We start from the raw sequence: 19,923 nt of genomic DNA, 5'->3' as shown, positions 1-19,923 counted from the left end.
AACGAAGCGGACATTGACCGTTGCTGATATGAATGTCTCCGAATGGCCCAATTGGGAGAGCATCGTGATCAGGGATCCTCTTTTGACGCTCATGCTGGCCATGATCGCGCTCGTTTCGGCTGGACGCAAAGCGGCGCGGGCCGAAGGCCTCGCAGGGAACGCCATGTTCGGCGAAGAAATGCCGATTTCGCCCTCCAATTCGCGTGCGCTCTCGAAGGTTCGGACTTTGCGCCAGAGACGCATCGCTTCTGGCGCCAAAGCGATCTTCGCAGCCCTAGCTCTTTTTGCAACATCAACGGGCTCGGTGCGCGCGGAAGACGCCGGATCATCTTTGGCCACGCAAGCTTCGTTGACCGACACGCCCGACGGCCCGAAAGAGCAATTGCGCAGCATTGGCGTCATGCCAGACGTCTGGGTCACGCAGTTTTATCAGGGACAGACTGAAGGCGATGGCAGCAAGACTTGGCGCTACGGCGGCAAGCTCGATGCATTCCTTAAGGTGGATGCAGAGAAGCTTGGCCTTTGGCCTGGCTTTCACGTCAACGTGCAATACGAGCATTACATCGGTCAAAACATAAACAGAACGGATTTTGCGCTCATTCCAGTCAACACGGCCCTGGCCTATGTAGAACGAGACGGCTATCACTCCGCTCTCTCCGTCAGCGTCACGCAGGATTTCGGCGAGTATATTTCCCTCAGCGTCGGAAAATTCAACATGATGACGCTTGCGTCGAAGACGCCATTGATCGGAGGCGGCGGCATCGACACGTTCATGAACAGAGCTTTCGCCCTGCCCTCAACCGGGGTGGCCTACACAGCTCTCCGAGGAGGGGCTGGCGACAGGGTGGTCGTCTCGGCGCCATATCTTATCGGCGGAATAGCGACGATTAAGACAAAGCTGGTCAATTTCGCCTTGATGATAGCCGATCCGCGCAGCGCGATCGATCCCCGGGTCATCCAGCGCCCGTTCGAGAAGGGGGTGGCGGTGGGCGGCGCCGCGACTCTTAAGACGGAGATCGTCGGTCTTCTCGGTTTTCACACATTGCGCGCCGCCTACAGCAATGCGCGCGGCGTCGATCTCGAAAACATCTCGGACCTGCCCCAGCCATCGGCGCTCGGCGGTTCGGTGAGAACTAAAAAAGGATTTTGGTTCGCTTCTTACGCCATCCAGCAGAACTTCGTGCAAAGCGAACAGAATCGAGAGCTCGGCTGGGGTCTGTTCACGCTCGCGACCCTGTCTGACGGCAATCCCAGTCCTGTCAGATGGAGCGTCCTCGCTGGCTTGGGCGGGAACAATCTGTTGGCTGGCCGCGAGAACGACCGCTGGGGCGCTGGTTTCTTCCACTTTGGGCTGACTGAGCCCTTGCTTGCGGGACTGGCTGCGCTGGACGTAAACCGACGCAGCGAAGGCGGGGTGGAGGCCTTCTACAATCTCGCGATTACGCCTTGGCTGCGCCTCTCTGCTGATCTGCAGGTGATCGATCCTTGGAATCCGAGCAAATCACGATCAACTTACGCGGGGTTGCGCCTGCAAACCAAGTTCTAAGTAATTCGATTGAGCGGTATAGATTTCGAGGTCGAGGCGCGCTCAAAAGAATGGGCCGACTTACGCGGCTTCAAACGAATCGAGCGTCTCGTGATCCATTTACAGCTTGAAGCAACTCGCAGCTTCACTGTCACGCTTTCTCGGCGACGCTAACTTCCGCGGAATTCCGACTCCGCCCGGAACGGGTGTGTGGGCAATCGCTTAAAGTGTGGGGGAACCCTTGCACCAGTCTGGAGTTTCCTAGCCGTATCTCTGCTAAATGTCGGGAGGTTTCGATGGAACGACGCGCATTCTTGAAGCTGCTCTGTATTGGCGCTGGTGTAGCGGCAGCCGCGGCGCCTGCGACGGCTCTCGGCTCGTTCGCGCCGCTCGCCGCATCGGGCCGTGATCTGGGTTTAGCGCCGCAGCCGGGCGTTGCGACCTCGGAAGACATGGAGCACGCGCAAGTCGAGAAAGCGTATTATGGCCATTGGCGTCGCGTTAATCGTCGCGTTAACCGTCGCATCTATCGGCATGAACGGCGCGCCCTCCGCCGCTGGCATCGGCGTGTTTATTAATGATAGATTACCGACACAAACGTTAAAGCTTTGGGAAGCCCCTGGCGCGCGCCCGGAAAAACGACTTGGATTTATGGAGAACACACGTAATTTCCTAGTCTAGCTTTATCTTTTCACGTTTGCGCAAAGACAAGCCGAAATGTCTGCCTCGAGTCCCGACCGATCGCAGAGTCGGGTGAAAAAGCCAATACAGGGGAGCGCTTGCACATGATACGGGCTGAAATTCTAGGTGTCTTGATCGGCAGTTCGTTACTCTTTTGCTATGAACCAGTCGCGGCCGCGATGCCGGCGGCGGCAGCGCCCAGCATCGCGGCGGGCGCTTCAGTTTCGGATGGTCTGGTTGTGCAGGTTGTGACCCGCGTTGGGGTTGCTCATAGATCGACTCGCCGTACCGCGCGTCGCGTAGGTCGTCGACACGGGTACTGAACGGATTATATGCAATAAAGCGTTGCTTCAAAGCGTTGCTTCGACACATCGGCTGAAGGCGTCGTATGTTACGTTTTCATCCGTTATTTTGGCTGACGCAATTCCTCAGCGATCTTCGGAGTTCCTGAGCTTGCGTCCATCACACAAATTAGACGGCTATCCGATCGCCTTCAATCTGACCCTGGCAATTCAATCCTGTCGTGTTCGGCTGCTGTTCGTGGCTTCACGCCGTCACAGGCCGGCCAGCTTCTTAACGAGCTTTTCGACCAACTCCGCAATGGGATACTTATACAGAAATAGCGGCAACATCGGCAGCAGCGCGGCAATCACGATAGCGATCACGAGACGCATACTTACTGGAGCCCAGCGCATATTGCGTATGATTCCGACGCTGTTGGACAAGTCGGCCAGGGACTGCAAGTCCGATGTGCCCAACAAGGGCTGTTTCGAGGGAGCGGCCGGGTCCAGCCATTTCTTTTCGAAGTCGGTCACATAACGCGCCGCGAATATCATATAGTCGCTCAAGCCCTTTTCCTGACAAACCCTGAGCTTGAACGCGAAAACGCTTGGCGGGCCAAGCACCAGCGCCAAGTCCACGATAAGAGTGAGCGCGAGCGCCGGGTAGATCACCTCGAACACGCTCTTGCCCGAGGAGATTTCTTCGGCGAACGATGCGGACACAACCATCGAGATCGCCAGGACCAACAAGGCGAAATGCGTCTGCACAACTTCAAGATATCCCAGCCCGGCGGCGCAGTCGGGATGAGTAGGCACGAGGCGGAGCTCCAATTTCGCTACGCGCCAGAGGAAGAAGCACCAGAGGGCGATTCGCCAAATCCAGCGAAACATTAGAAACCGAAAGAGGGGCAGGCAGACGATCCAATACCAAAGGGCGCCTAGGGGAACATCGGTTATGGCTCGGCTTGGGTCGAGCGCCGCCGTTTTTCCTGACAGGCGCAGGCCCGCCGCAAACAACGACACCAGCACAGCAGCCAACAGGCATATTGCTTCCGGCAGCCAGGAGTTTTTCCATCGGGCTATGCGTGCGATTTCGGAGTCCAGGGCCGGCAGCGCCTTCTCGGGCACGACCCTGGAACGCACGATCGTGCCGACAAACGCCCTCATCTGAGGATCCAACGAGGATTCGCACAGAAAGAACAAAGGTATGACGAGCAGCAAGCGAACGTGGGCGGCGATCACCGAGAGGGAAAACCACTGGTGGCCGACGCCTTGGACGAATGCGAGCGCGACCAGGACGCACCATGAAAGCGGACCGAGCGCCAGCCCCAGCGCAAATGTGTTCGCGCCTCCGCGGACTAAGCCCAAGCGCATCCCGAGCCGGTGAAGCGGGCCGCCGAGCAACGAGAATTCCTCGAAGGTTCTGCGTTCTTCCATAACTTGCATCACTCGATCGCCAAGGGAGTCATGACTAGCCGTCGCGCTTCGACGCGGCAATCAACGCCTAAAGACATCCCTCCACGTCACGAGCGTCAAGCATTGATTGCCCCAAAGCTTCGACGTCGCGGTGCGGCATTGTCGTGGTTCTTATACGTTTGGTTCGACGGCCAAGGCTGTCCCTTCAATCTCTATTGGCTGCGAAGACCGCTTCTGGCGCAAAGCGGGCCAAAATACTAAGTCAATGGAGCGCTCTGGAGTTTAAGTTGGCCCTGAGCATCCTTTCATGGGCCGCCTTTGAGCTCCCAGCCCAGATCCGGACGGCCGCAGCCGCCGAAATGAGCAAGGCCTTTCGGACGCCAAGATCTGCGGCGATTTCAAATCGGACCGCCGGGCTTAATGGCCTTGAGCGAGAGCGGGATCAGGCGCCCCGCTCCCTCCGGTTCGCCTTTCCTTCGCCGTCGGCGCCTGCTATCTCGCAAGCCATGACAACCCATTCTCTCGAAAATATCCGCAATTTCTCCATTGTCGCTCATATCGACCATGGCAAATCGACACTTGCCGATCGGCTCATTCAGGCGACCGGGACCATAGCCGAGCGCGACATGGTCGAGCAGGTGCTCGATTCGATGGATATCGAGCGCGAGCGCGGCATCACCATCAAGGCGCAGACGGTTCGGCTCGAATATAAGGCGCAGGACGGCAAGACCTATATCCTGAACCTGATGGACACCCCCGGCCACGTCGATTTCGCCTATGAGGTCTCGCGTTCGCTCGCCGCCTGCGAAGGCTCGCTGCTTGTCGTCGACGCGAGCCAGGGCGTCGAGGCGCAGACGCTGGCCAATGTCTATCATGCGCTGGACGCCGGCCATGAGATCGTGCCGGTCCTGAACAAGATCGATCTGCCCGCCGCCGAGCCCGAGCGGATCAAGCAGCAGATCGAGGACGTGATCGGTCTCGACGCCTCTGACGCCGTTCTCATTTCCGCAAAGACCGGGCTCGGCGTCGATCTTGTGCTGGAGGCGATCGTCAAGCGTCTGCCGCCGCCGAAGGGCGACGAGACGGCGCCCTTGAAGGCCCTGCTCGTCGATTCCTGGTATGACGCCTATCTCGGCGTCGTCGTGCTCGTGCGCGTCATCGACGGCGTGTTGAGGAAAGATCAGAAGATCAAGATGATGGGCACGGACGCCCATTATACGGTCGATAAGATCGGCGTGTTCCGGCCAAAGATGCAGGATGTCGTCGAGCTCGGGCCGGGCGAGGTCGGCTTCATCACCGCCCAGATCAAGCAGGTCGCCGACACGCGGGTCGGCGACACGATCACAGACGAGCGCAAATCCTGCGACGCGCCTCTGCCGGGTTTCAAGCCTGCGCAGCCCGTGGTTTTCTGCGGGCTTTTCCCGGTCGACGCTGCGGATTTCGACGATTTGCGCGCCGCCATGGGCCGCTTGCGGCTGAATGACGCGAGCTTTTCCTATGAGATGGAAAGCTCGGCCGCGCTCGGCTTCGGCTTTCGCTGCGGCTTTCTCGGGCTGTTGCATCTGGAAATCATCCAGGAGCGGCTCGAGCGCGAGTTCAATCTCGATCTCATCGCAACCGCCCCGTCCGTGGTCTATCGGATCGTGCTGCGCGGCGGCGAGACGCTCGAATTGCACAATCCGGCCGACATGCCCGATCCGACCAAGATCGAGGAGATTCAGGAGCCGTGGATTCGCGCGACGATCCTGACGCCCGATGATTATCTCGGCGCGGTGTTGAAGCTTTGCCAGGAAAGGCGCGGCGTTCAGGTCGATCTCAATTATGTCGGCAAGCGCGCCATGGCGACCTATGACCTGCCGCTCAATGAGGTCGTGTTTGATTTCTACGATCGGCTGAAGTCGATCTCGAAAGGCTACGCCAGCTTCGATTACGCGATCACCGATTATCGGCCGGGCGATCTCGTGAAAATGTCGATCCTCGTCAACGCCGAGCCGGTCGATGCGCTCTCCATGCTCGTGCATCGCGATCGCGCCGATATGCGCGGCCGCGTCATGGTAGAAAAGCTAAAGGAGTTGATCCCGCAGCATATGTTCCAGATCCCGATCCAGGCGGCGATCGGCGGCAAGATCATTGCGCGAGAGACGGTGCGGGCGCTGCGCAAGGATGTGACGGCGAAATGCTATGGCGGCGACGTCACCCGCAAGCGCAAACTCTTGGAGAAGCAGAAGGCCGGCAAGAAGAAGATGCGGCAATTCGGCAAGGTCGAGATCCCGCAGGAAGCGTTTATTGCGGCGCTGAAGATGGATGGGTGAGAGCGATTACCGATTGTTAATATGTTCTCTTTATGTTCTAATTGACGCGTAGATTCGAATCTGGCTCGTTGGAGCAGGGGGCCTGCCATGACGGCTGAAGAAATTATTGTAGCAATCCTTCGGACTCTTCCGGCCCATACTGTTAGAGGAAAGAAGCGGCTTCAAAAGCTCGTCTACTTTCTGCAGCAAGCCGGCGTGGATTGTGCTGCGACATTTCAGATCCGTAATTTTGGTCCCTTCAGCACCGAAGTAGAGCTGGCAAGCACGATGCTAACTCTGTTCGGCGATATCGAAGAAAAAGAAATTGAAACCGGCTACGCGAAGTATCTGACCATTGAATATAGCCTATCAGAGGAGGCCTTCGAGGGTGATCCTCTGTCTGCTCCCTTCAGCGAAATGCTATTGTCTCTAAACGAATTTTCGACAATCGACCTTGAAGTTGCTTCAACGGTCTTGTTTTTTGAGAAAAGTGGCTGCGACCGTACCTCTGCTATTTCCAGGACGCGGGCGATCAAGCCTACAAAGGTCAACGACAAGACATTAGCGAACGCTAATGCAATTCTAAGACTTTTCGGTAGTTGATTGGTTTATGCGCCCGCAGCGAATCCGTGATCCGATTCACGACCTGATTGGCTTTTCCTCTGAGCAGGACGAACCGATATGGGAACTTGTTAACACGCGACCAGTCCAACGCCTTCGGCGGATCAAACAGCTTGGATTCTCGGAATTCGTTTATCCTGGCGCTACGCACACTAGATTTTCTCACGTCATTGGCGCGATGCAAATGGCGCGGCGTATGCTTGCCGCGTTTGAAAAGAGTGACGCCATAGATGTCAAGAACGACGAACATGAACTTAAGCGTACAGCAACAATAGCAGCGGCTCTACTTCATGATGTTGGGCACGGGCCCTATTCGCACGTTTTTGAAGAACTATGCACCGAATTTAAGATCGGCAAAGAGCATGAGGAGTGGACAGCTGAGATCATAAAATCCAAAGAAATCGCAGATATACTTGTAAAATTTGGCCTATATGACGAGGTTATATCTTTTTTTGATACAGAGAAGGCGTATACACCTTATTCAACTATTATATCTAGCCAAATGGATTGTGATCGTTTAGATTTTCTTTGCCGCGATCGTTACTTTTGCGGCCTCCGCTCATCGTTCATTGACCTGGAATGGCTCTTCGATAGTCTTTTGATCGAAAAAGTATTGATTGATATTAAAAAGGACATCGAGCAATTTTCTTTCGTTGTCGACCCAAAGGGCCTCCGGGTGGTCGAAGAATTCGTCATTTCATATCTAAAAATGTATAATGATGTATACTATCATAAGACGACAAGAGCCGTACAGCATATGGTTAGTGAAATAATTAAACTTGGTCTTCGTTTCAATCATTGCGTAGTTACCAATCACCCGCTCGGTCAATTCTTTTTATCTTCCAGTCATAGAACTCTTGAACATTATATGGCGCTGGATGATTCGTCTGTTGTTTCGCTTGTGCACCTTATATCGGAAAACGAAATTGGCGAAGCGACCATCCTGGCACAAAGATATCTCAGGCGAGACCTCTACAAATGCCTTGAAATTCCACCGGGTGATGACGGGGCTCCGAAACAACGAATAAAGAAATTTATCGGTAAGTTGAAAGCGGAGAATATATTTCATATTATAGATATAATTGGGGGGAAAACATATAAACAATATGAGGTCGCGGACAAAAGATTTTTAGAAAATATTCTTGTTAAGGATGGAGAGGAGCATATTCGCCTACATAGTGCGAGCAAAATAATAAAGTCGATGCCGACACAAGCAAGTAGGATATATTTTTCGAATTCCGAAGATAAGCAAAAAGCATTGCTGCTTCTGAAATCACTGACATAGCGCAATCTTGATCCTGGGCCAGTAAGGGGCCAATCGCCTCATAAAAAATTCCGCGGCCAGATCATCGTGCGCCACATATGCGCGGTAGGTGAATTATCGAACCCCAGGCCTTCCTTCGGCTGGCGGAAATGGCGCCCGATAATGTCGGTGAAATCATCGAGCTTCACTGTGCTGTTAGGCGCGAAGGAATAGAGATCGTTGACCGTTATCATGCGCGCCCTGCCATACCACTTGTGGTTACGCGCGTAGTCGTAGGCGGCGTAGATGTAGGGTTCCGGTCTATAGTCTTCGCCGAACAGGTCGATATAGACCTGGGGATAGTCGTAGCCGACCGATGGATCCGGGAAGAAGCGCAGCGCCTGATGATAGCGCACGGCCCAGGCGACCTCCTCATCCACATAGGGTTCGATGAGCTGCGCGCCCCAATAGCCATGGTCGCCTGAAATGAGGCCGGCGACGGCTATATCGTGCAACAGACAGGCGAGGACGCCTTTCTCATCGACCCCGGACGTCAGGGCGAGATGGGCGCTTTGCAACATGTGGTTCACGGTATGCGGGTGCAGCCTCTTCTCGAAGAATTCGAACAAGTTCGGCGCCGCCGACATTTTTGGCAATGCGGGGTCATCGCCCATCATCACTTTGCGGTCGCCGAGCTGGCTCGTCGGAACGATGCTGTCATATTTCGTGAAATGCTCCGGCGTGCCTAAGCTCGCCAGCGCCGACTTCACCACGATCCTTTCGCCGGACGGATCTGGCTCGGCCATTGGGAGGGTCTCCGCCGAGCCGGACGCGGCTTTGGGTCGATCATCCATCGCGCAAACTCCTAATGTCTCGATCTAGCCAACGCCGGGCGGCGCGCCGAGATTAGTCCCGCGCGTCGCCATCAACCCGCCATGCGGTAGGAGGCTTTGGCCTGCTCCCGCTGGCGCAAGGCGGCTTCGCCGCGGCCCACATAATCGCGCGTCAGCGGAACCGCATCAACTTTCTTCGCAAGCTGGATCTGGAAGACGACGAGTCCCTCGCAGCGGAACGCGCATTCGGATCCGGCGAGGTAGAGCTCCCACATGCGGCAGAAACGTTCATCATAGAGCGCCTTGGCCTCATCGCGCCGCGCGAGGAAGTGTTCGCGCCAGGCTTTCATCGTGTCCGCGTAATGCAGCCGCAAAACCTCGACATCGGTGACGAAGAGGCCGGTGCGTTCAATCGCCGGCAAGATCTCCGACATGCCCGGAATATAGCCGCCCGGAAAGATGTATTTGGCGATCCAAGGCTGAGTGGCCGCCGGACCTGAGGCGCGGCCGATGGTGTGGATGAGGGCCACGCCATCGTCGTCCAACAACTGAGCGATCTTTTGGAAATAGGATTTGTAATGATGAAGGCCCACATGCTCGAACATCCCGACTGAGACGATCCGGTTGAAGCATCCGTCGATTTCCCGATAGTCGAGCATTCGGAAATCAGTCGCCGCCGAAAGTCCCAAGGCGGCGGCGCGATCTTTGGCGACGCCGAGTTGCGCTTTTGACAGGGTGACGCCTGTGACGCTCGCATCGCAATAGCGCGCGAGATAGATCGCCATTCCGCCAAAGCCGCAGCCAATATCGAGGATGCGTTGGCCGGGACCCGGCATGAGTTTCGCCGCGATATGACGTTTCTTGGCGAGCTGCGCTTCGTCGAGACTCTGGCCGTCCGCTTCGAAATAAGCGCAGGAATATTGAAGGTCGGAATCGAGGAATAGCGCGTAGAGGCCACGGTCCAGATCGTAATGATGCGCGACATTGCGCTTCGCGCGGAGCGCATCATTGGCCTGTTCGAAGCGGCGCAGACCCATGCGCGCCTGTTGCAACAGGCGAACCCAGCCCGAGCCATCCGCGCGCAGCGGACCAATGTCCGGACGCATCAAATTCTCGGAGGCGAGCAACAAAGCATCGTAGACGGAGCCCTCAGTCACGTCGATCCGCTCGTCCATGAACAATTCGCCGAAATGCAACTCTGGATCAACCATGAGCCGAATTTGCGCGGTGCGGTCGTTGAAGCGCAGCGCAATTTTCTCTCCCGAACCGTCGCCGACGAGGAAACGATGTCCCTCCGCCGTTTCTATCTCCATCGATCCTGCTTTTATGAGGCCAGCAAAAAAGTCCTGAAACAACTTGTCCATTCGTTCGCCTCCTCTGCGTTCGACGGCAAAGCGAAATTGAGAGTTAAATTGAACATCCAAATCGAGCGGTCCGGCTTGAACCTCTGCGAGCGATCCGCCGGCCGCCAGCCTTGTCCATCGAACCCCGATCTAGAGCCATGGAACAATTCCCCTCATCGCCGAGTTAAATTTCGTGATCCCCTGCGCCATTACAACGGCGATGGCGCCTGATGGTTCAGCCAACGCCAGCAAGGGGGGCTCCAATAGGAGGTGTCAATGAGACGCATTGGTGCATTGGTGACCGCGGCGGCGCTTGGTGTCGCTTTGATCTCCAGCAGTCCGGCGATGGCGTTCCGCGGCGGCGGCTGGCATGGCGGGGGCGGCTGGCATGGCGGTGGCTGGCATGGCGGTGGCTGGCATGGCGGCTGGCGCGGCGCCGGGTGGCGTGGCGGCGGCTGGGGCGGCGGATGGGGATATGGTCTTGCCGGCCTTGGACTAGGCCTAGGCTTGGCGGGCCTCGCGGGGGCATACGACTATAGCTATCCCTATGATTACGCCTACGGCTACGGCTACCCGGGCTATGGTTATGGCTATGGCTACCCCGGCTATGGCTATGGGTATTCGCCCGTGGCGGCTGCCGTGACCGCGCCTTTGGCGGTAGCGGCGGCGGCCACCGCGCCCTTGGTGACGGGCCGAAGCGTGGCGGTCGGCGGCTATGGCAATTATTGCACGACGCCGGCGAAAACCTGTCTGCTTTATCATTCCGCCTACCTGGGTGACGGCTGTTCCTGCAAAGTTTACGGCGGTCGGGCGCGCGGCGAAGTCCTGCATTGATTGAGCGCAAGTTTAAACAAAGCAGGTTGCGACAGTAATCGAAAGCGACTTCCCGATTGAACTCGATCGGGAAGACGGCCCTTTTGCGAGGAACGAGGCGCAAGCCTCGATGAGATTGCGGCCGGGACAAAACCCCGGCCGTTGCGTCGTCCGGCGAAGCCTTCCTCGCTGGAAGAGCCCTTCAAAGCCCGAAATAGGCGCGATACCAAGCGATGAAGGCGGCGACGCCCTCGCGCAAGGGCGTTTTCGGCGTGAATTCCGTCAAAAGAAAAAGCAATTCCGTATTCGCGTAAGTGATCGGAACATCGCCCTGTTGCATGTCCATGAAATTGCATGAAGCCTGCAATCCGGTCGCGGCTTCGATCGCGGCGACGAAATCCATGAGGGCGACCGGCGTTTGCGCGCCAATATTGACGACGCGCCAGGGCGCCGCCGGCGAGAGGCTGTCGAGAGGCGATAGCGGGGATGAACGGCCGTCTGGCGCAGGCGGCGCGCGATCCATGAGGCGAATCATCGCTTCGACGAGATCGTCGACGAAAGTGAAGTCGCGCCGCATGTTGCCATGATTATAGACGTCGATCGGCCGACCTTCGAAAAGCGCGGATGCAAATTTGAACAGCGCCATGTCCGGCCGTCCCCAGGGGCCGTAAACCGTGAAGAATCGCAGCATCGTGATCGGAATCTTGAAGAGATGGCTATAGGCATGCGCCATTTCCTCATTCGCTTTTTTCGAGGCGGCGTAGAGCGTCAAGGGGTGATCGGCGCGGTTGGTTTCGCGAAACGGAATCGAGGCGTTGGCGCCATAGACCGAAGAGGTCGACGCCATCAGGGCGTGTTCCGGCGGCGCGTGGCGCATCAGCTCCAAGAGATTGAAGGTTCCGACAAGATTGGCGTCGACATAGGCGCGCGGATTGTCCAGACTGTAGCGAACTCCGGCCTGCGCGGCGAAATGATAGACCGCATCGAAGCCATTTCCGTAAATGCTTTTCAGCGCGGGGAAATCCTCCAGCATGGCCTCATGGCCGACGTAGGCGGAATTTTGCTTCAAGATTTCGTGACGCCGCAGCTTAAGTGTGGGGTCATAATAGGGGGTGAAGCCGTCGACCCCGACGACCAGATGGCCGGCGTCGAGGAGACGGCGCGCCATGTGAAAGCCTATGAAGCCGGCGCTGCCTGTGACGAGAATTCGCATGGTCCCCCGTTGCGGATAATTTGACGGCCCGCGCGAACGCCTCTAAAGCCTTAAGATCGCCGCCGAATGGAAAGCCCCTCGCATATTTCCTGAGGAATTGCCATTTACGCGGGGTTGTCCGATGCCGTTGAGACGATCCGCCGCCGGAAGGACCCTTTTGGAGCGGGCGAAAAAGGTATAAGCCTAGTTTTTCGATAGACGAACTGTGGATGGATCTTTTAAGATCCGCTCTCGCCCTCCGCAGCGATCGGAGCCTTGGGGACGTTCAGCATGGTGTATCGGCGAATTTTCGACGATGCGATTTCGCGGTTGAAGGATGAACGCCGCTACCGGGTCTTCGCCGATCTCGAGCGGGACGCCGAGGCTTTTCCGCGCGCGCTCTGGCGGCGCAGCAAGGATTGCGCCGAGGAGATCGTGATCTGGTGCTCCAACGACTATCTCTGTATGGGCAGGCATCCGGACGTCATCGGAGCCATGACCCAGGCGGCGGCGCGGCACGGAGTCGGCTCCGGCGGCACCCGCAATATTTCGGGCACCAATCATCCGCTCGTCGAGCTCGAGGCCGAACTCGCCGACTTGCACGGCAAGGAGGCGGCGCTCGTCTTCACCTCCGGCTGGATCTCCAATCTCGCGACGATTTCCACGATCGGCGATCTTCTGCCCAATTGCCTCATCCTGTCGGATCAGCTGAACCATAATTCAATGATCGAGGGCGTCCGCCGCTCGAAGGCGGAGCGGAAGATTTTCCGTCATAACGATCTCGCCCATCTCGAGGAGCTCTTGGCCGAGGCCGGACATGAACGGGCAAAGCTGATCGTCTTCGAGAGCCTTTATTCGATGAACGGAGACATCGCTCCTATCGGTCAGATCGCCGACCTCGCCAAGCGCTACAACGCCATGACCTATATGGACGAGGTCCACGCCGTCGGGCTCTATGGCCCGCGTGGCGGGGGCATCGCCGAACGCGACGGGGTCATGGACCGGATCGACGTCATCGAAGGGACGCTCGCAAAAGGGTTCGGCACGCTTGGCGGCTATATCGCCGCCAGCGAAGCAATCGTCGACGCGGTGCGCTCCTATGCGCCATCCTTCATCTTCACGACGGCTTTGCCGCCGGCCGTCGCCGCGGCGGCGAATACAGCGGTGCGCTTCTTGAAGCAGCGCCAGGGCGCCGAGCTCCGCGCCCTGCATCAGCGCCAGGCGATGCTGACCAAACATGCCTTGAGCGCGGCGGGGCTGCCGGTTATGGCGAACCCGTCCCATATCGTGCCGGTTCTCGTTGGCGACGCCGAGCTCTGCAAGGCCGCGACCGACATGCTGCTCGAGCGCCACTCGATCTATATTCAGCCGATCAATTACCCGACGGTGGCGAAGGGGACCGAAAGACTCCGCATTACGCCAGGCCCCTTGCACACGGACGCGCATGTCGCCCATCTCGTCGAGTCTTTGGTGGACGTCTGGCATAGCTTGAAGCTGTCTTTCGTCGAAAAGCCGAAGATCCTCGAATTCAAGCGCGAGGCCGACGCGCATTGCACCTATCCGGAGTTCAAGCGCGCCGCGGAATAAGGCTTGTCGCCGTTGCGCGGCGTCCCCGGGAGAGAGCAGGCGGGCCTAAAGGGCCAGCCCGTTTTGCGCGGCAAGCTGCGCCAGATCGACTTGCGGGCGCGCGCCGATGTGCTGAATGATTTCCGCAGCCGCAAGAGAGCCGAGCCTCGCGCAGGTCGCCAGATCCTGGTCCTTGGCGAGGCCGGCGAGAAAGCCGGCCGCGAATAGATCGCCGGCGCCGGTCGTATCGACGACCTCTTCGACCGGAACGGCCGGCGCGCTCAGGATCTCATCGCCGGCGACGACAATTGAGCCCTTTTCCGAACGAGTCACGACGCCGAGGATGTTTTCGCTCTTGAGCCGCTCCACGGCCGTGTCGAAATCAGCGGTCTGATAGAGCGAATGCAGCTCGCTTTCATTAGCGAAAAGAATATGCACCGTTTCGGAGCGAATGAGCCCGATGAATTCGTCGCGGTAGCGATCGACGCAAAAGGAATCGGACAAGGATAAAGCGACCTTGCGCCCTGCGCCTCGGGCGATTTTCGCCGCCTTGACGAAAGCCGCCTTGGCCGCCGGCGGGTCCCAGAGATAGCCTTCGAGATAGACGAAGCGAGATTGCCTCACGATCTCTTCATCGACGTCGGATTCGGCCAGATTCTGGCTCGCGCCGAGAAAAGTATTCATCGTGCGCTGGCCATCGGGCGTCACGAGAACGAGGCAGCGGGCGGTCGCCGGCCCGTCGGCGGAAAAGCCGGTTGAAAAATCGACCTTGGCGGCGCGGATGTCATGCGCGAAAAGACCGCCGAGCTCGTCATCTTTCAATTTCCCGAAGAAGGCCGTGCGGCAGCCAAGGCCCGCCGCGCCAATGATCGTATTGGCGGCGGAGCCTCCCGATACGATGGTCGCCGGACCCATCGCCTTGTAGAGATCATCGGCGCGCGCCTCGTCGATCAACGCCATCCCGCCCTTGCGCAATCCCTGGCCGACAAGAAAATCGTCATCGGTTCGGCTGATCACGTCGACGATCGCATTCCCGAGGCCGAGCACATCGAAGCGGCTAGCAGTCATGAAAACTCTCAAAATAAGTGCGGGGCGAATGCCCGCGTCAGCGGATAGGACCGATCAGGTTGCCACGCGTTCAACCCCAGCAGCGTTTCATAGCGCACTCTGTCGCGCCGCGCCACATGGGCGTTGATAGGGGAGGGGAACCGTTCTGGGTCTGGGATGGTGTCGCCTCCAGACCTCCGGATCAAATGTGCCGATAGCGGAATTGCGCCAGACGCGACAATAGATCCGGCGCGACGAACGCCGGGAAAACACACCTCCTTCCAGAGCAAGTTTCGAGTCGCGCCTGGGCGACCTATGTTGGAAGAGAAGATTATGACTCGCCATCCCGGCAGCCGGATTGTTGGTTTGCTCAAGTCATGTGCTTCGCCATGTCGGCTTTGCGTGCGATCATCTTTTCGGCAAGCGCGATGCTGCCGCCGTTCTCGGCGACGACCCTCCGAATCGAAGCGTCCGGAATTCGTATCACCACTGCGATTGCTTCATTGATCTCGACAGGGCTCATGTCTCCGAAAAGCCTGACCGCGTGAGGGTTGTCCGCGTTCTTGCGTAGCGTGTCGAACTCGCGAACGCATGCGCCGAACGCTTTGCCCTTCGGGTCCCCCTGCGCCCGAAACTCCAGCGCGCCTCCGACGTCGAGCGTCGTGACCACCCCGTCGACGACGCCCTGATTGTCGCCGTCGAATCCGGCTGCATCCCAGTTGGCTGTCCATGCGTGCACACCGAGCCAGCGCCGGGCCTGTCTGCGCTCGCTGTCGCTGAGATGCGAAACATGTTTCTTGTCAAGCTCGACAAACTCGGTCGCGATCTGATTTAGTCCCTTTGCGCTTACATAGGTCAGCGTTGGCGCCCCGGCCAGCTGGTAGAGTTTCGCCGCAATGATCTCGTTGCGCGCGTGCGCGGGCGATTCCAGCGACTTCACGTAGAACCGCCGACCGTTCTTGTCCTGATAGACGCCAGCCGGATTGCTTCCCATCTGCCGGCCGACCTTTTGCATAATCGCTGTGTCGATAACATCGTCATTCATGGCGTCATACTATGGCCTTCGTCCGTCTAACCAGCGCCAGCTGCGCCGGCGTCTCGATTGCGCCTTTGCGCACGCGGCGGACGTTCCGGATCGCCTGCTCAGGCGACATTCCCAATTCGACCAGAAGCCGGGCGGCGATCATGCCAGCCCGCCCTAGGCCGCCCTTGCAATGCACGAGCACATCGGCGCCGCTGCGCAGCAGCGCGCGGATTTCTCGGCCGTTGGTCTCCCATTGCGTCTCGAAGGCCTCAGTCGGAACCGAGTAGTCCGCGATGGGCAGATGTCGCCAATCGAGCCCCAGGCCTCGGATTTCCGAGCCGAGATGAGGCACCTTGAGCGCCGCGAGTTCGGCCGGCTCAACCAGCGTCAGCACCAGACGCGCGCCCCATGCGGCGATGACGTCGAGATCCGCCGAGAGATCGCGCGCCCAGGCCCCCGTGCTCGCGGCATCGTCATGCTTACCGGGGCAGAATGTGATCCCGATCCGCCCATGCGAGGGGCTTGCACGCACTTCCGCGATCTGAAGGGGGTGTGTCTGGCTTGTGCGCAAAGCGGTCATCTAGCGCCACCCATCAAACGTCAACTCTGTTTCAACTCCCGTCATCAACAACAGTGAGTGGAACTTCCGCTTGGGGCCGAAAAGCGCCATCCAAACCAACCCACTCCCTTCGCCAATCGCCAAGAACCGGCTCGCCAAAGGCCAGCGCACAAAACCTCAACGCTCCGGTCCGAGCGCGCTCTCGTGCCAGCGGCCGAGCAGATAGGCGGAGAACGCCGATAGCGCTGCGAAGATCGCTATCCCGGTCAGCGAGACTAAGGTGAGGGCGGCGAACATGCGCGGGATGTTCAGCCTGTAGCCGGCCTCGACGATGCGAAAGGCGAGACCCGCGCCTTTCCCCGCAGCGCCCGCCGCGAGTTCGGCGACAATCGCGCCAATGAGGGCGAGGCCGCCGCCAATCCGCAAGCCGCCGAGGAAATAGGGCAACGCGGCGGGCAGTCGCAAAAGCACAAGCGTCCGCCAAGGCGAAGCGCGATAGAGCTTGAAGAGATCGATGAGATTCCGGTCGGCCGAGGCGAGGCCCAGCGCCGTATTCGACAGGATCGGGAAAAAGGCGACGAGGAAGGCGCAGACGAGCACGGCCGTCGAGGGTTCGAGATAGATCAAGAGCAGCGGCGCGATTGCGACGATCGGCGTGACTTGCAGGACGACCGCGACGGGCAGGAAGGATCGCTCAACCCATTTCCATTGCGCGAAAAGGAGCGCGAGGCCGACGCCGCCGACGACCGCCGCGGCGAGCGCGCCGAATGTGACCTTCAATGTCGCCAGCAGGGCCGGCAAGAGTGTGGCCCAGTCCGCTGCAAGCGTCTCCAGCACGAGGCTAGGGGCGGGCAGGATATAGGGCGGCACGTCGTAAAGGCGCACAAGGGCTTCCCAGGCCGCAAGCATGGCGACGAACACCAGGCTTGGAGGCCCGTACCGGCGGCTCCATTGCGGCAGGCGCATCAGAAATCCTCCCCATGGACCGCGTCGCGCAAAGCCTCGACGGCGCGCTTGCAGCTTGAGGCATAGGCTGGACTTAGCCGGAAGTTTTTGTCGCGCGGCGCCGCGTCCTGCGTCGCGATCTCAGCGACGATCCGGCCGGGCTTTGCTGCCATCACCGCGATGCGGGTTGAAAGATAGGCGCTTTCATAAACCGAATGGGTGACGAAGACGATTGTCGCGCCGAGCTCGCCTTGCAAGCGCAACAGATCGTCGTTGAGGCGAAATCGCGTGATCTCGTCAAGCGCGGCGAAAGGCTCGTCCATCAAGAGCAGCAAAGGACGCAGGACGAGCGCGCGCGCGATCGAAACGCGCATGCGCATGCCGCCGGACAGCTCGCGCGGATAGGCCTCGGCGAAATCGGCGAGGCCGACGAGGCCGAGCGCCTCTTTGACAGCCGGCGCCGCCGTTCGCCTGCTTTGGCCCTGCAGGCGCAGCGGCAGAAACACATTGTCGAAAGCGCTCGCCCAGGGCATCAGCGTCGGCTCCTGAAACACGAAGCCGATGGCCGCGCCGACATTGTCGAAGGCGCGGGTCAAAGCGCCGGAAGAGGCTGCGTCGAGGCCGGCGATCAGGCGCAGGATCGTCGATTTGCCGCAGCCGGAGGGACCGAGCAGGGTCAAGAATTCGCCGCCGCGAATCTCGAGATCGACGCCTTCGAGCGCGACCGTTCCATTTGCGTAGGTCTTGCCGATCCCGCGCAGGGTGACGAGCGGTTGCGGCCTTGTCATATCCAGCATGGGGTGCCCTGAGCGCGGCGCGCGCGGATCCGCGTCATTGGCGCGGCCGTAGCTCCAGGCCGACGCCTTTGTTGATGAATTGCAGCGTATAGGCGCGCTTGTAGTCGAGGTCGGGCTTGAAGAGGCCAGCTTTCGCCATTTTGGCGAAGAAGCTGTCGATCCGCGCGTCGTTCATCGCGCCGACGCCGAGCTCCGCCGCATCGCCAGAATCAACGATCCCGTATTCCTTCAGCTTTGCGACCGAATAGGCGAGCTGATCGTCGGTAATATCGGGATTGTCGCGCCTGATGCGCGCATTCGCCTTGGCGTTGTCCCCGTAGATGTAATTGCACCAGCCGATGATCGAGGCGTTGACGAATCGCTGCACGAGATCTGGATTTTTCTCGATCAGGTCGCGCCGCGTCTCGATCGTGGTCGAGTAGGAATCATAGCCGTAATCGGCGAGGAGGAAGACATTCGGCTTGAACTTGCCTTGCCGTTCGACCTCAAAAGGCTCTGAGGTCGCGTAGCCCTCTTCGATCGAGGCTTTGTCGGCGATGAAAGGGCCGGCGTTGAAATTATAGGGCTTGACGTTTTCTTCCCTGAATCCATAGGCGGTCTTCAGCCATTGATAGACCGAGACGAGCGCGTCCCTGCCGATGAAGGCCGTCGCCTTCGGCAGATCCTCGAATCGGTCGAGGCCTGCGCCTGGATGCGACATGAGGATGAAAGGGTCCTTTTGAAACATCGAGGCCACCGCGACGATCGGAACATTCCCCGCGACCGCGTCAAAGGCCTGGATCATATTGGCGCCGAGATTGAACTCGATTTTCCCCGCCGCGAGCAAAAGCTTGTTGTTGGTTTGCGGGCCGCCTTGCAGGATCGTGACGTCGAGCCCGTATTTCGCATAAGTGCCGTCGACGAGCGCCTGATAGAAGCCGCCATGCTCAGCCTCGGCGAGCCAATTTGTCGCGAAGGTCACTTTGTCGAGGGCAAGCGCGGGGTTTGTTGCAAGCGCCAGAGTTGCGAAGAGGAGGGCGAAACAGGTTTTCAAGGCGAACAGAACCCTCGACTGGCCGAGTTTTGATATGCCCGGGGGCTACGAAGCATAGCAATATTCACAAAAAAGGGGCCAGAAAGTTTCGAATTCGGCGGCAATGCGCCGGGAGCGGACTAAGATGCTGGTCGGCCGCGCCAAATCGAAAGTTTGTGCTCAAAACATAGAATATTGATTCAAAATTACTTTTTTTGCGCATAAATGATGCGCGTAGGCGACCCTCAAAAACTCTTCCAAGGACTCGATTGAAGGGCTAGAATTGGTTTATGACAAAGCTTCTCGAACAGGCTGTTGAAGCCGCCCGCGCCCTGCCTCCTGAATTGCAGGACGATATCGCGCGCCTGGTTTTGCAGCTAGCCGGCGAGGAAGAGCCGCCGGTGATCCTTTCCGCCGAGGAGCGCGTCGCGCTTGACCTCTCGAAAGCCGCCGCCGCCCGCGGCGAGTTCGCCACGGATGAACAGGTGCGCGCGGTTTGGGCCAAGCGCGGGCTTTGAAGCTTCGGTACACTCTTCCGGCGCTTGCCGATCTCAACGACATTCTCGACTATATCGATGGGAAATCGCCTCGGGGTGCGGCGCGGGTGCAAAGGCGCATTTACGCGACGATTGCTCTTCTTCTGAAGCATCCGCTTATCGGGACGCGCACGGACGACCCCGCGATCCGCCGCCCGAAGTAGATTGACAAGCTGAAGCGCAGATTGATGTAATCTC

The 19,923-nt window shown here is 58.6% G+C and carries 19 protein-coding genes; 9 read left to right on the top strand and 10 right to left on the bottom strand.

What is annotated here, in order from left to right; genetic code table 11:
* Nucleotides 1-13 precede the first annotated feature (13 nt).
* A complete protein-coding gene (locus tag RZS28_RS02015; protein ID WP_407339551.1) occupies nucleotides 14-1,546 on the top strand; it encodes a carbohydrate porin in 1,533 nt (510 codons plus the stop codon).
* A 462-nt stretch (nucleotides 1,547-2,008) separates the two neighbouring features.
* Nucleotides 2,009-2,206, top strand: coding sequence for a hypothetical protein (locus RZS28_RS02010; protein ID WP_407339550.1), 198 nt, complete (start codon nucleotides 2,009-2,011; stop codon nucleotides 2,204-2,206).
* 554 nt (nucleotides 2,207-2,760) lie between these two features.
* Here the strand turns inward: RZS28_RS02010 and RZS28_RS02005 are convergent.
* Nucleotides 2,761-3,729, bottom strand: a complete 969-nt coding sequence (locus RZS28_RS02005; protein WP_407339549.1) for a hypothetical protein — start codon at nucleotides 3,727-3,729, stop codon at nucleotides 2,761-2,763.
* 680 nt (nucleotides 3,730-4,409) lie between these two features.
* On the opposite strand from RZS28_RS02005, the gene lepA reads away from it, so the two are divergent.
* From lepA to RZS28_RS01990, 3 genes are all read left to right on the top strand, one after another.
* On the top strand, nucleotides 4,410-6,215 hold the full coding sequence (lepA, locus tag RZS28_RS02000; RefSeq protein ID WP_407339548.1) for a translation elongation factor 4: 1,806 nt from the start codon (nucleotides 4,410-4,412) through the stop codon (nucleotides 6,213-6,215).
* A gap of 87 nt (nucleotides 6,216-6,302) precedes the next feature.
* A complete protein-coding gene (locus RZS28_RS01995) occupies nucleotides 6,303-6,797 on the top strand; it encodes a hypothetical protein (protein WP_407339547.1) in 495 nt (164 codons plus the stop codon).
* Between the two features lie 7 nt (nucleotides 6,798-6,804).
* The gene (locus RZS28_RS01990; protein ID WP_407339546.1) at nucleotides 6,805-8,100 is read left to right on the top strand and encodes an HD domain-containing protein; all 1,296 of its coding nucleotides are present in this window, start codon (nucleotides 6,805-6,807) and stop codon (nucleotides 8,098-8,100) included.
* A 38-nt stretch (nucleotides 8,101-8,138) separates the two neighbouring features.
* Here the strand turns inward: RZS28_RS01990 and RZS28_RS01985 are convergent, their stop codons facing one another.
* Nucleotides 8,139-8,912, bottom strand: a complete 774-nt coding sequence (locus RZS28_RS01985; RefSeq protein ID WP_407339545.1) for an HD domain-containing protein — start codon at nucleotides 8,910-8,912, stop codon at nucleotides 8,139-8,141.
* Nucleotides 8,913-8,983: 71 nt separating this feature from the next.
* Entirely contained in the window at nucleotides 8,984-10,255 is a 1,272-nt protein-coding gene (locus RZS28_RS01980) for a class I SAM-dependent methyltransferase (RefSeq protein ID WP_407339544.1), read from the bottom strand.
* A gap of 255 nt (nucleotides 10,256-10,510) precedes the next feature.
* Here RZS28_RS01980 and RZS28_RS01975 point away from each other — a divergent pair, with 255 nt between their 5' ends.
* Nucleotides 10,511-11,068, top strand: a complete 558-nt coding sequence (locus tag RZS28_RS01975) for a hypothetical protein (protein WP_407339543.1) — start codon at nucleotides 10,511-10,513, stop codon at nucleotides 11,066-11,068.
* Nucleotides 11,069-11,249: 181 nt separating this feature from the next.
* Here the strand turns inward: RZS28_RS01975 and RZS28_RS01970 are convergent, their stop codons facing one another.
* Nucleotides 11,250-12,260, bottom strand: coding sequence for an NAD-dependent epimerase/dehydratase family protein (locus tag RZS28_RS01970; protein ID WP_407339542.1), 1,011 nt, complete (start codon nucleotides 12,258-12,260; stop codon nucleotides 11,250-11,252).
* 270 nt (nucleotides 12,261-12,530) lie between these two features.
* Here RZS28_RS01970 and hemA point away from each other — a divergent pair, with 270 nt between their 5' ends.
* Nucleotides 12,531-13,826, top strand: coding sequence for a 5-aminolevulinate synthase (gene hemA / locus RZS28_RS01965; protein WP_407339541.1), 1,296 nt, complete (start codon nucleotides 12,531-12,533; stop codon nucleotides 13,824-13,826).
* A gap of 45 nt (nucleotides 13,827-13,871) precedes the next feature.
* On the opposite strand, the gene RZS28_RS01960 is transcribed toward hemA, so the two are convergent.
* The 6 genes from RZS28_RS01960 to RZS28_RS01935 form a co-directional block, all read right to left on the bottom strand.
* Nucleotides 13,872-14,873, bottom strand: a complete 1,002-nt coding sequence (locus tag RZS28_RS01960) for an adenosine kinase (RefSeq protein ID WP_407339540.1) — start codon at nucleotides 14,871-14,873, stop codon at nucleotides 13,872-13,874.
* A gap of 349 nt (nucleotides 14,874-15,222) precedes the next feature.
* Complete coding sequence (locus RZS28_RS01955; RefSeq protein WP_407339539.1) at nucleotides 15,223-15,897, bottom strand: hypothetical protein; 675 nt, start codon at nucleotides 15,895-15,897, stop codon at nucleotides 15,223-15,225.
* A gap of 4 nt (nucleotides 15,898-15,901) precedes the next feature.
* Nucleotides 15,902-16,456 (bottom strand): cyclin-dependent kinase inhibitor 3 family protein, encoded by a 555-nt coding sequence (locus tag RZS28_RS01950; protein WP_407339538.1) that lies wholly within the window; start codon nucleotides 16,454-16,456, stop codon nucleotides 15,902-15,904.
* 156 nt (nucleotides 16,457-16,612) lie between these two features.
* Nucleotides 16,613-17,401: an ABC transporter permease gene (locus tag RZS28_RS01945; protein WP_407339537.1), complete on the bottom strand. Its 789-nt coding sequence runs from the start codon at nucleotides 17,399-17,401 to the stop codon at nucleotides 16,613-16,615.
* A complete protein-coding gene (locus RZS28_RS01940) occupies nucleotides 17,401-18,168 on the bottom strand; it encodes an ABC transporter ATP-binding protein (RefSeq protein ID WP_407341017.1) in 768 nt (255 codons plus the stop codon). Before RZS28_RS01940 ends, RZS28_RS01945 begins: the two co-directional genes overlap by 1 nt.
* Before the next feature lie 43 nt (nucleotides 18,169-18,211).
* Nucleotides 18,212-19,210: an ABC transporter substrate-binding protein gene (locus tag RZS28_RS01935; RefSeq protein ID WP_407339536.1), complete on the bottom strand. Its 999-nt coding sequence runs from the start codon at nucleotides 19,208-19,210 to the stop codon at nucleotides 18,212-18,214.
* Between the two features lie 269 nt (nucleotides 19,211-19,479).
* On the opposite strand from RZS28_RS01935, the gene RZS28_RS01930 reads away from it, so the two are divergent.
* Nucleotides 19,480-19,707: a hypothetical protein gene (locus RZS28_RS01930; protein ID WP_407339535.1), complete on the top strand. Its 228-nt coding sequence runs from the start codon at nucleotides 19,480-19,482 to the stop codon at nucleotides 19,705-19,707.
* On the top strand, nucleotides 19,704-19,889 hold the full coding sequence (locus tag RZS28_RS01925; RefSeq protein ID WP_407339534.1) for a type II toxin-antitoxin system RelE/ParE family toxin: 186 nt from the start codon (nucleotides 19,704-19,706) through the stop codon (nucleotides 19,887-19,889). The genes RZS28_RS01930 and RZS28_RS01925 overlap by 4 nt, the downstream gene beginning before the upstream one ends.
* Nucleotides 19,890-19,923: the final 34 nt, after the last annotated feature.

This window comes from Methylocapsa polymorpha (assembly GCF_045689225.1).
Taxonomy (GTDB): domain Bacteria; phylum Pseudomonadota; class Alphaproteobacteria; order Rhizobiales; family Beijerinckiaceae; genus Methylocapsa; species Methylocapsa polymorpha.
The sequence above is the reverse complement of the archived record's forward strand: the minus strand, read 5'-3'. Positions and strand labels throughout refer to the sequence as shown.

What these genes read in the sequence shown, in the direction of transcription:
- RZS28_RS02010 (WP_407339550.1), top strand. Translation starts at nt 2,009, where the DNA reads ATGGCCATTGGCGTCGCGTTAATCGTCGCGTTAACCGTCGCATCTATC.
- lepA (WP_407339548.1), top strand. Translation starts at nt 4,410, where the DNA reads ATGACAACCCATTCTCTCGAAAATATCCGCAATTTCTCCATTGTCGCT.
- RZS28_RS01995 (WP_407339547.1), top strand. Translation starts at nt 6,303, where the DNA reads ATGACGGCTGAAGAAATTATTGTAGCAATCCTTCGGACTCTTCCGGCC.
- RZS28_RS01990 (WP_407339546.1), top strand. Translation starts at nt 6,805, where the DNA reads ATGCGCCCGCAGCGAATCCGTGATCCGATTCACGACCTGATTGGCTTT.
- RZS28_RS01985 (WP_407339545.1), bottom strand. Translation starts at nt 8,912, where the DNA reads ATGGATGATCGACCCAAAGCCGCGTCCGGCTCGGCGGAGACCCTCCCA.
- RZS28_RS01980 (WP_407339544.1), bottom strand. Translation starts at nt 10,255, where the DNA reads ATGGACAAGTTGTTTCAGGACTTTTTTGCTGGCCTCATAAAAGCAGGA.
- RZS28_RS01975 (WP_407339543.1), top strand. Translation starts at nt 10,511, where the DNA reads ATGAGACGCATTGGTGCATTGGTGACCGCGGCGGCGCTTGGTGTCGCT.
- RZS28_RS01970 (WP_407339542.1), bottom strand. Translation starts at nt 12,260, where the DNA reads ATGCGAATTCTCGTCACAGGCAGCGCCGGCTTCATAGGCTTTCACATG.
- hemA (WP_407339541.1), top strand. Translation starts at nt 12,531, where the DNA reads ATGGTGTATCGGCGAATTTTCGACGATGCGATTTCGCGGTTGAAGGAT.
- RZS28_RS01960 (WP_407339540.1), bottom strand. Translation starts at nt 14,873, where the DNA reads ATGACTGCTAGCCGCTTCGATGTGCTCGGCCTCGGGAATGCGATCGTC.
- RZS28_RS01955 (WP_407339539.1), bottom strand. Translation starts at nt 15,897, where the DNA reads ATGAATGACGATGTTATCGACACAGCGATTATGCAAAAGGTCGGCCGG.
- RZS28_RS01950 (WP_407339538.1), bottom strand. Translation starts at nt 16,456, where the DNA reads ATGACCGCTTTGCGCACAAGCCAGACACACCCCCTTCAGATCGCGGAA.
- RZS28_RS01945 (WP_407339537.1), bottom strand. Translation starts at nt 17,401, where the DNA reads ATGCGCCTGCCGCAATGGAGCCGCCGGTACGGGCCTCCAAGCCTGGTG.
- RZS28_RS01940 (WP_407341017.1), bottom strand. Translation starts at nt 18,168, where the DNA reads ATGACAAGGCCGCAACCGCTCGTCACCCTGCGCGGGATCGGCAAGACC.
- RZS28_RS01930 (WP_407339535.1), top strand. Translation starts at nt 19,480, where the DNA reads ATGACAAAGCTTCTCGAACAGGCTGTTGAAGCCGCCCGCGCCCTGCCT.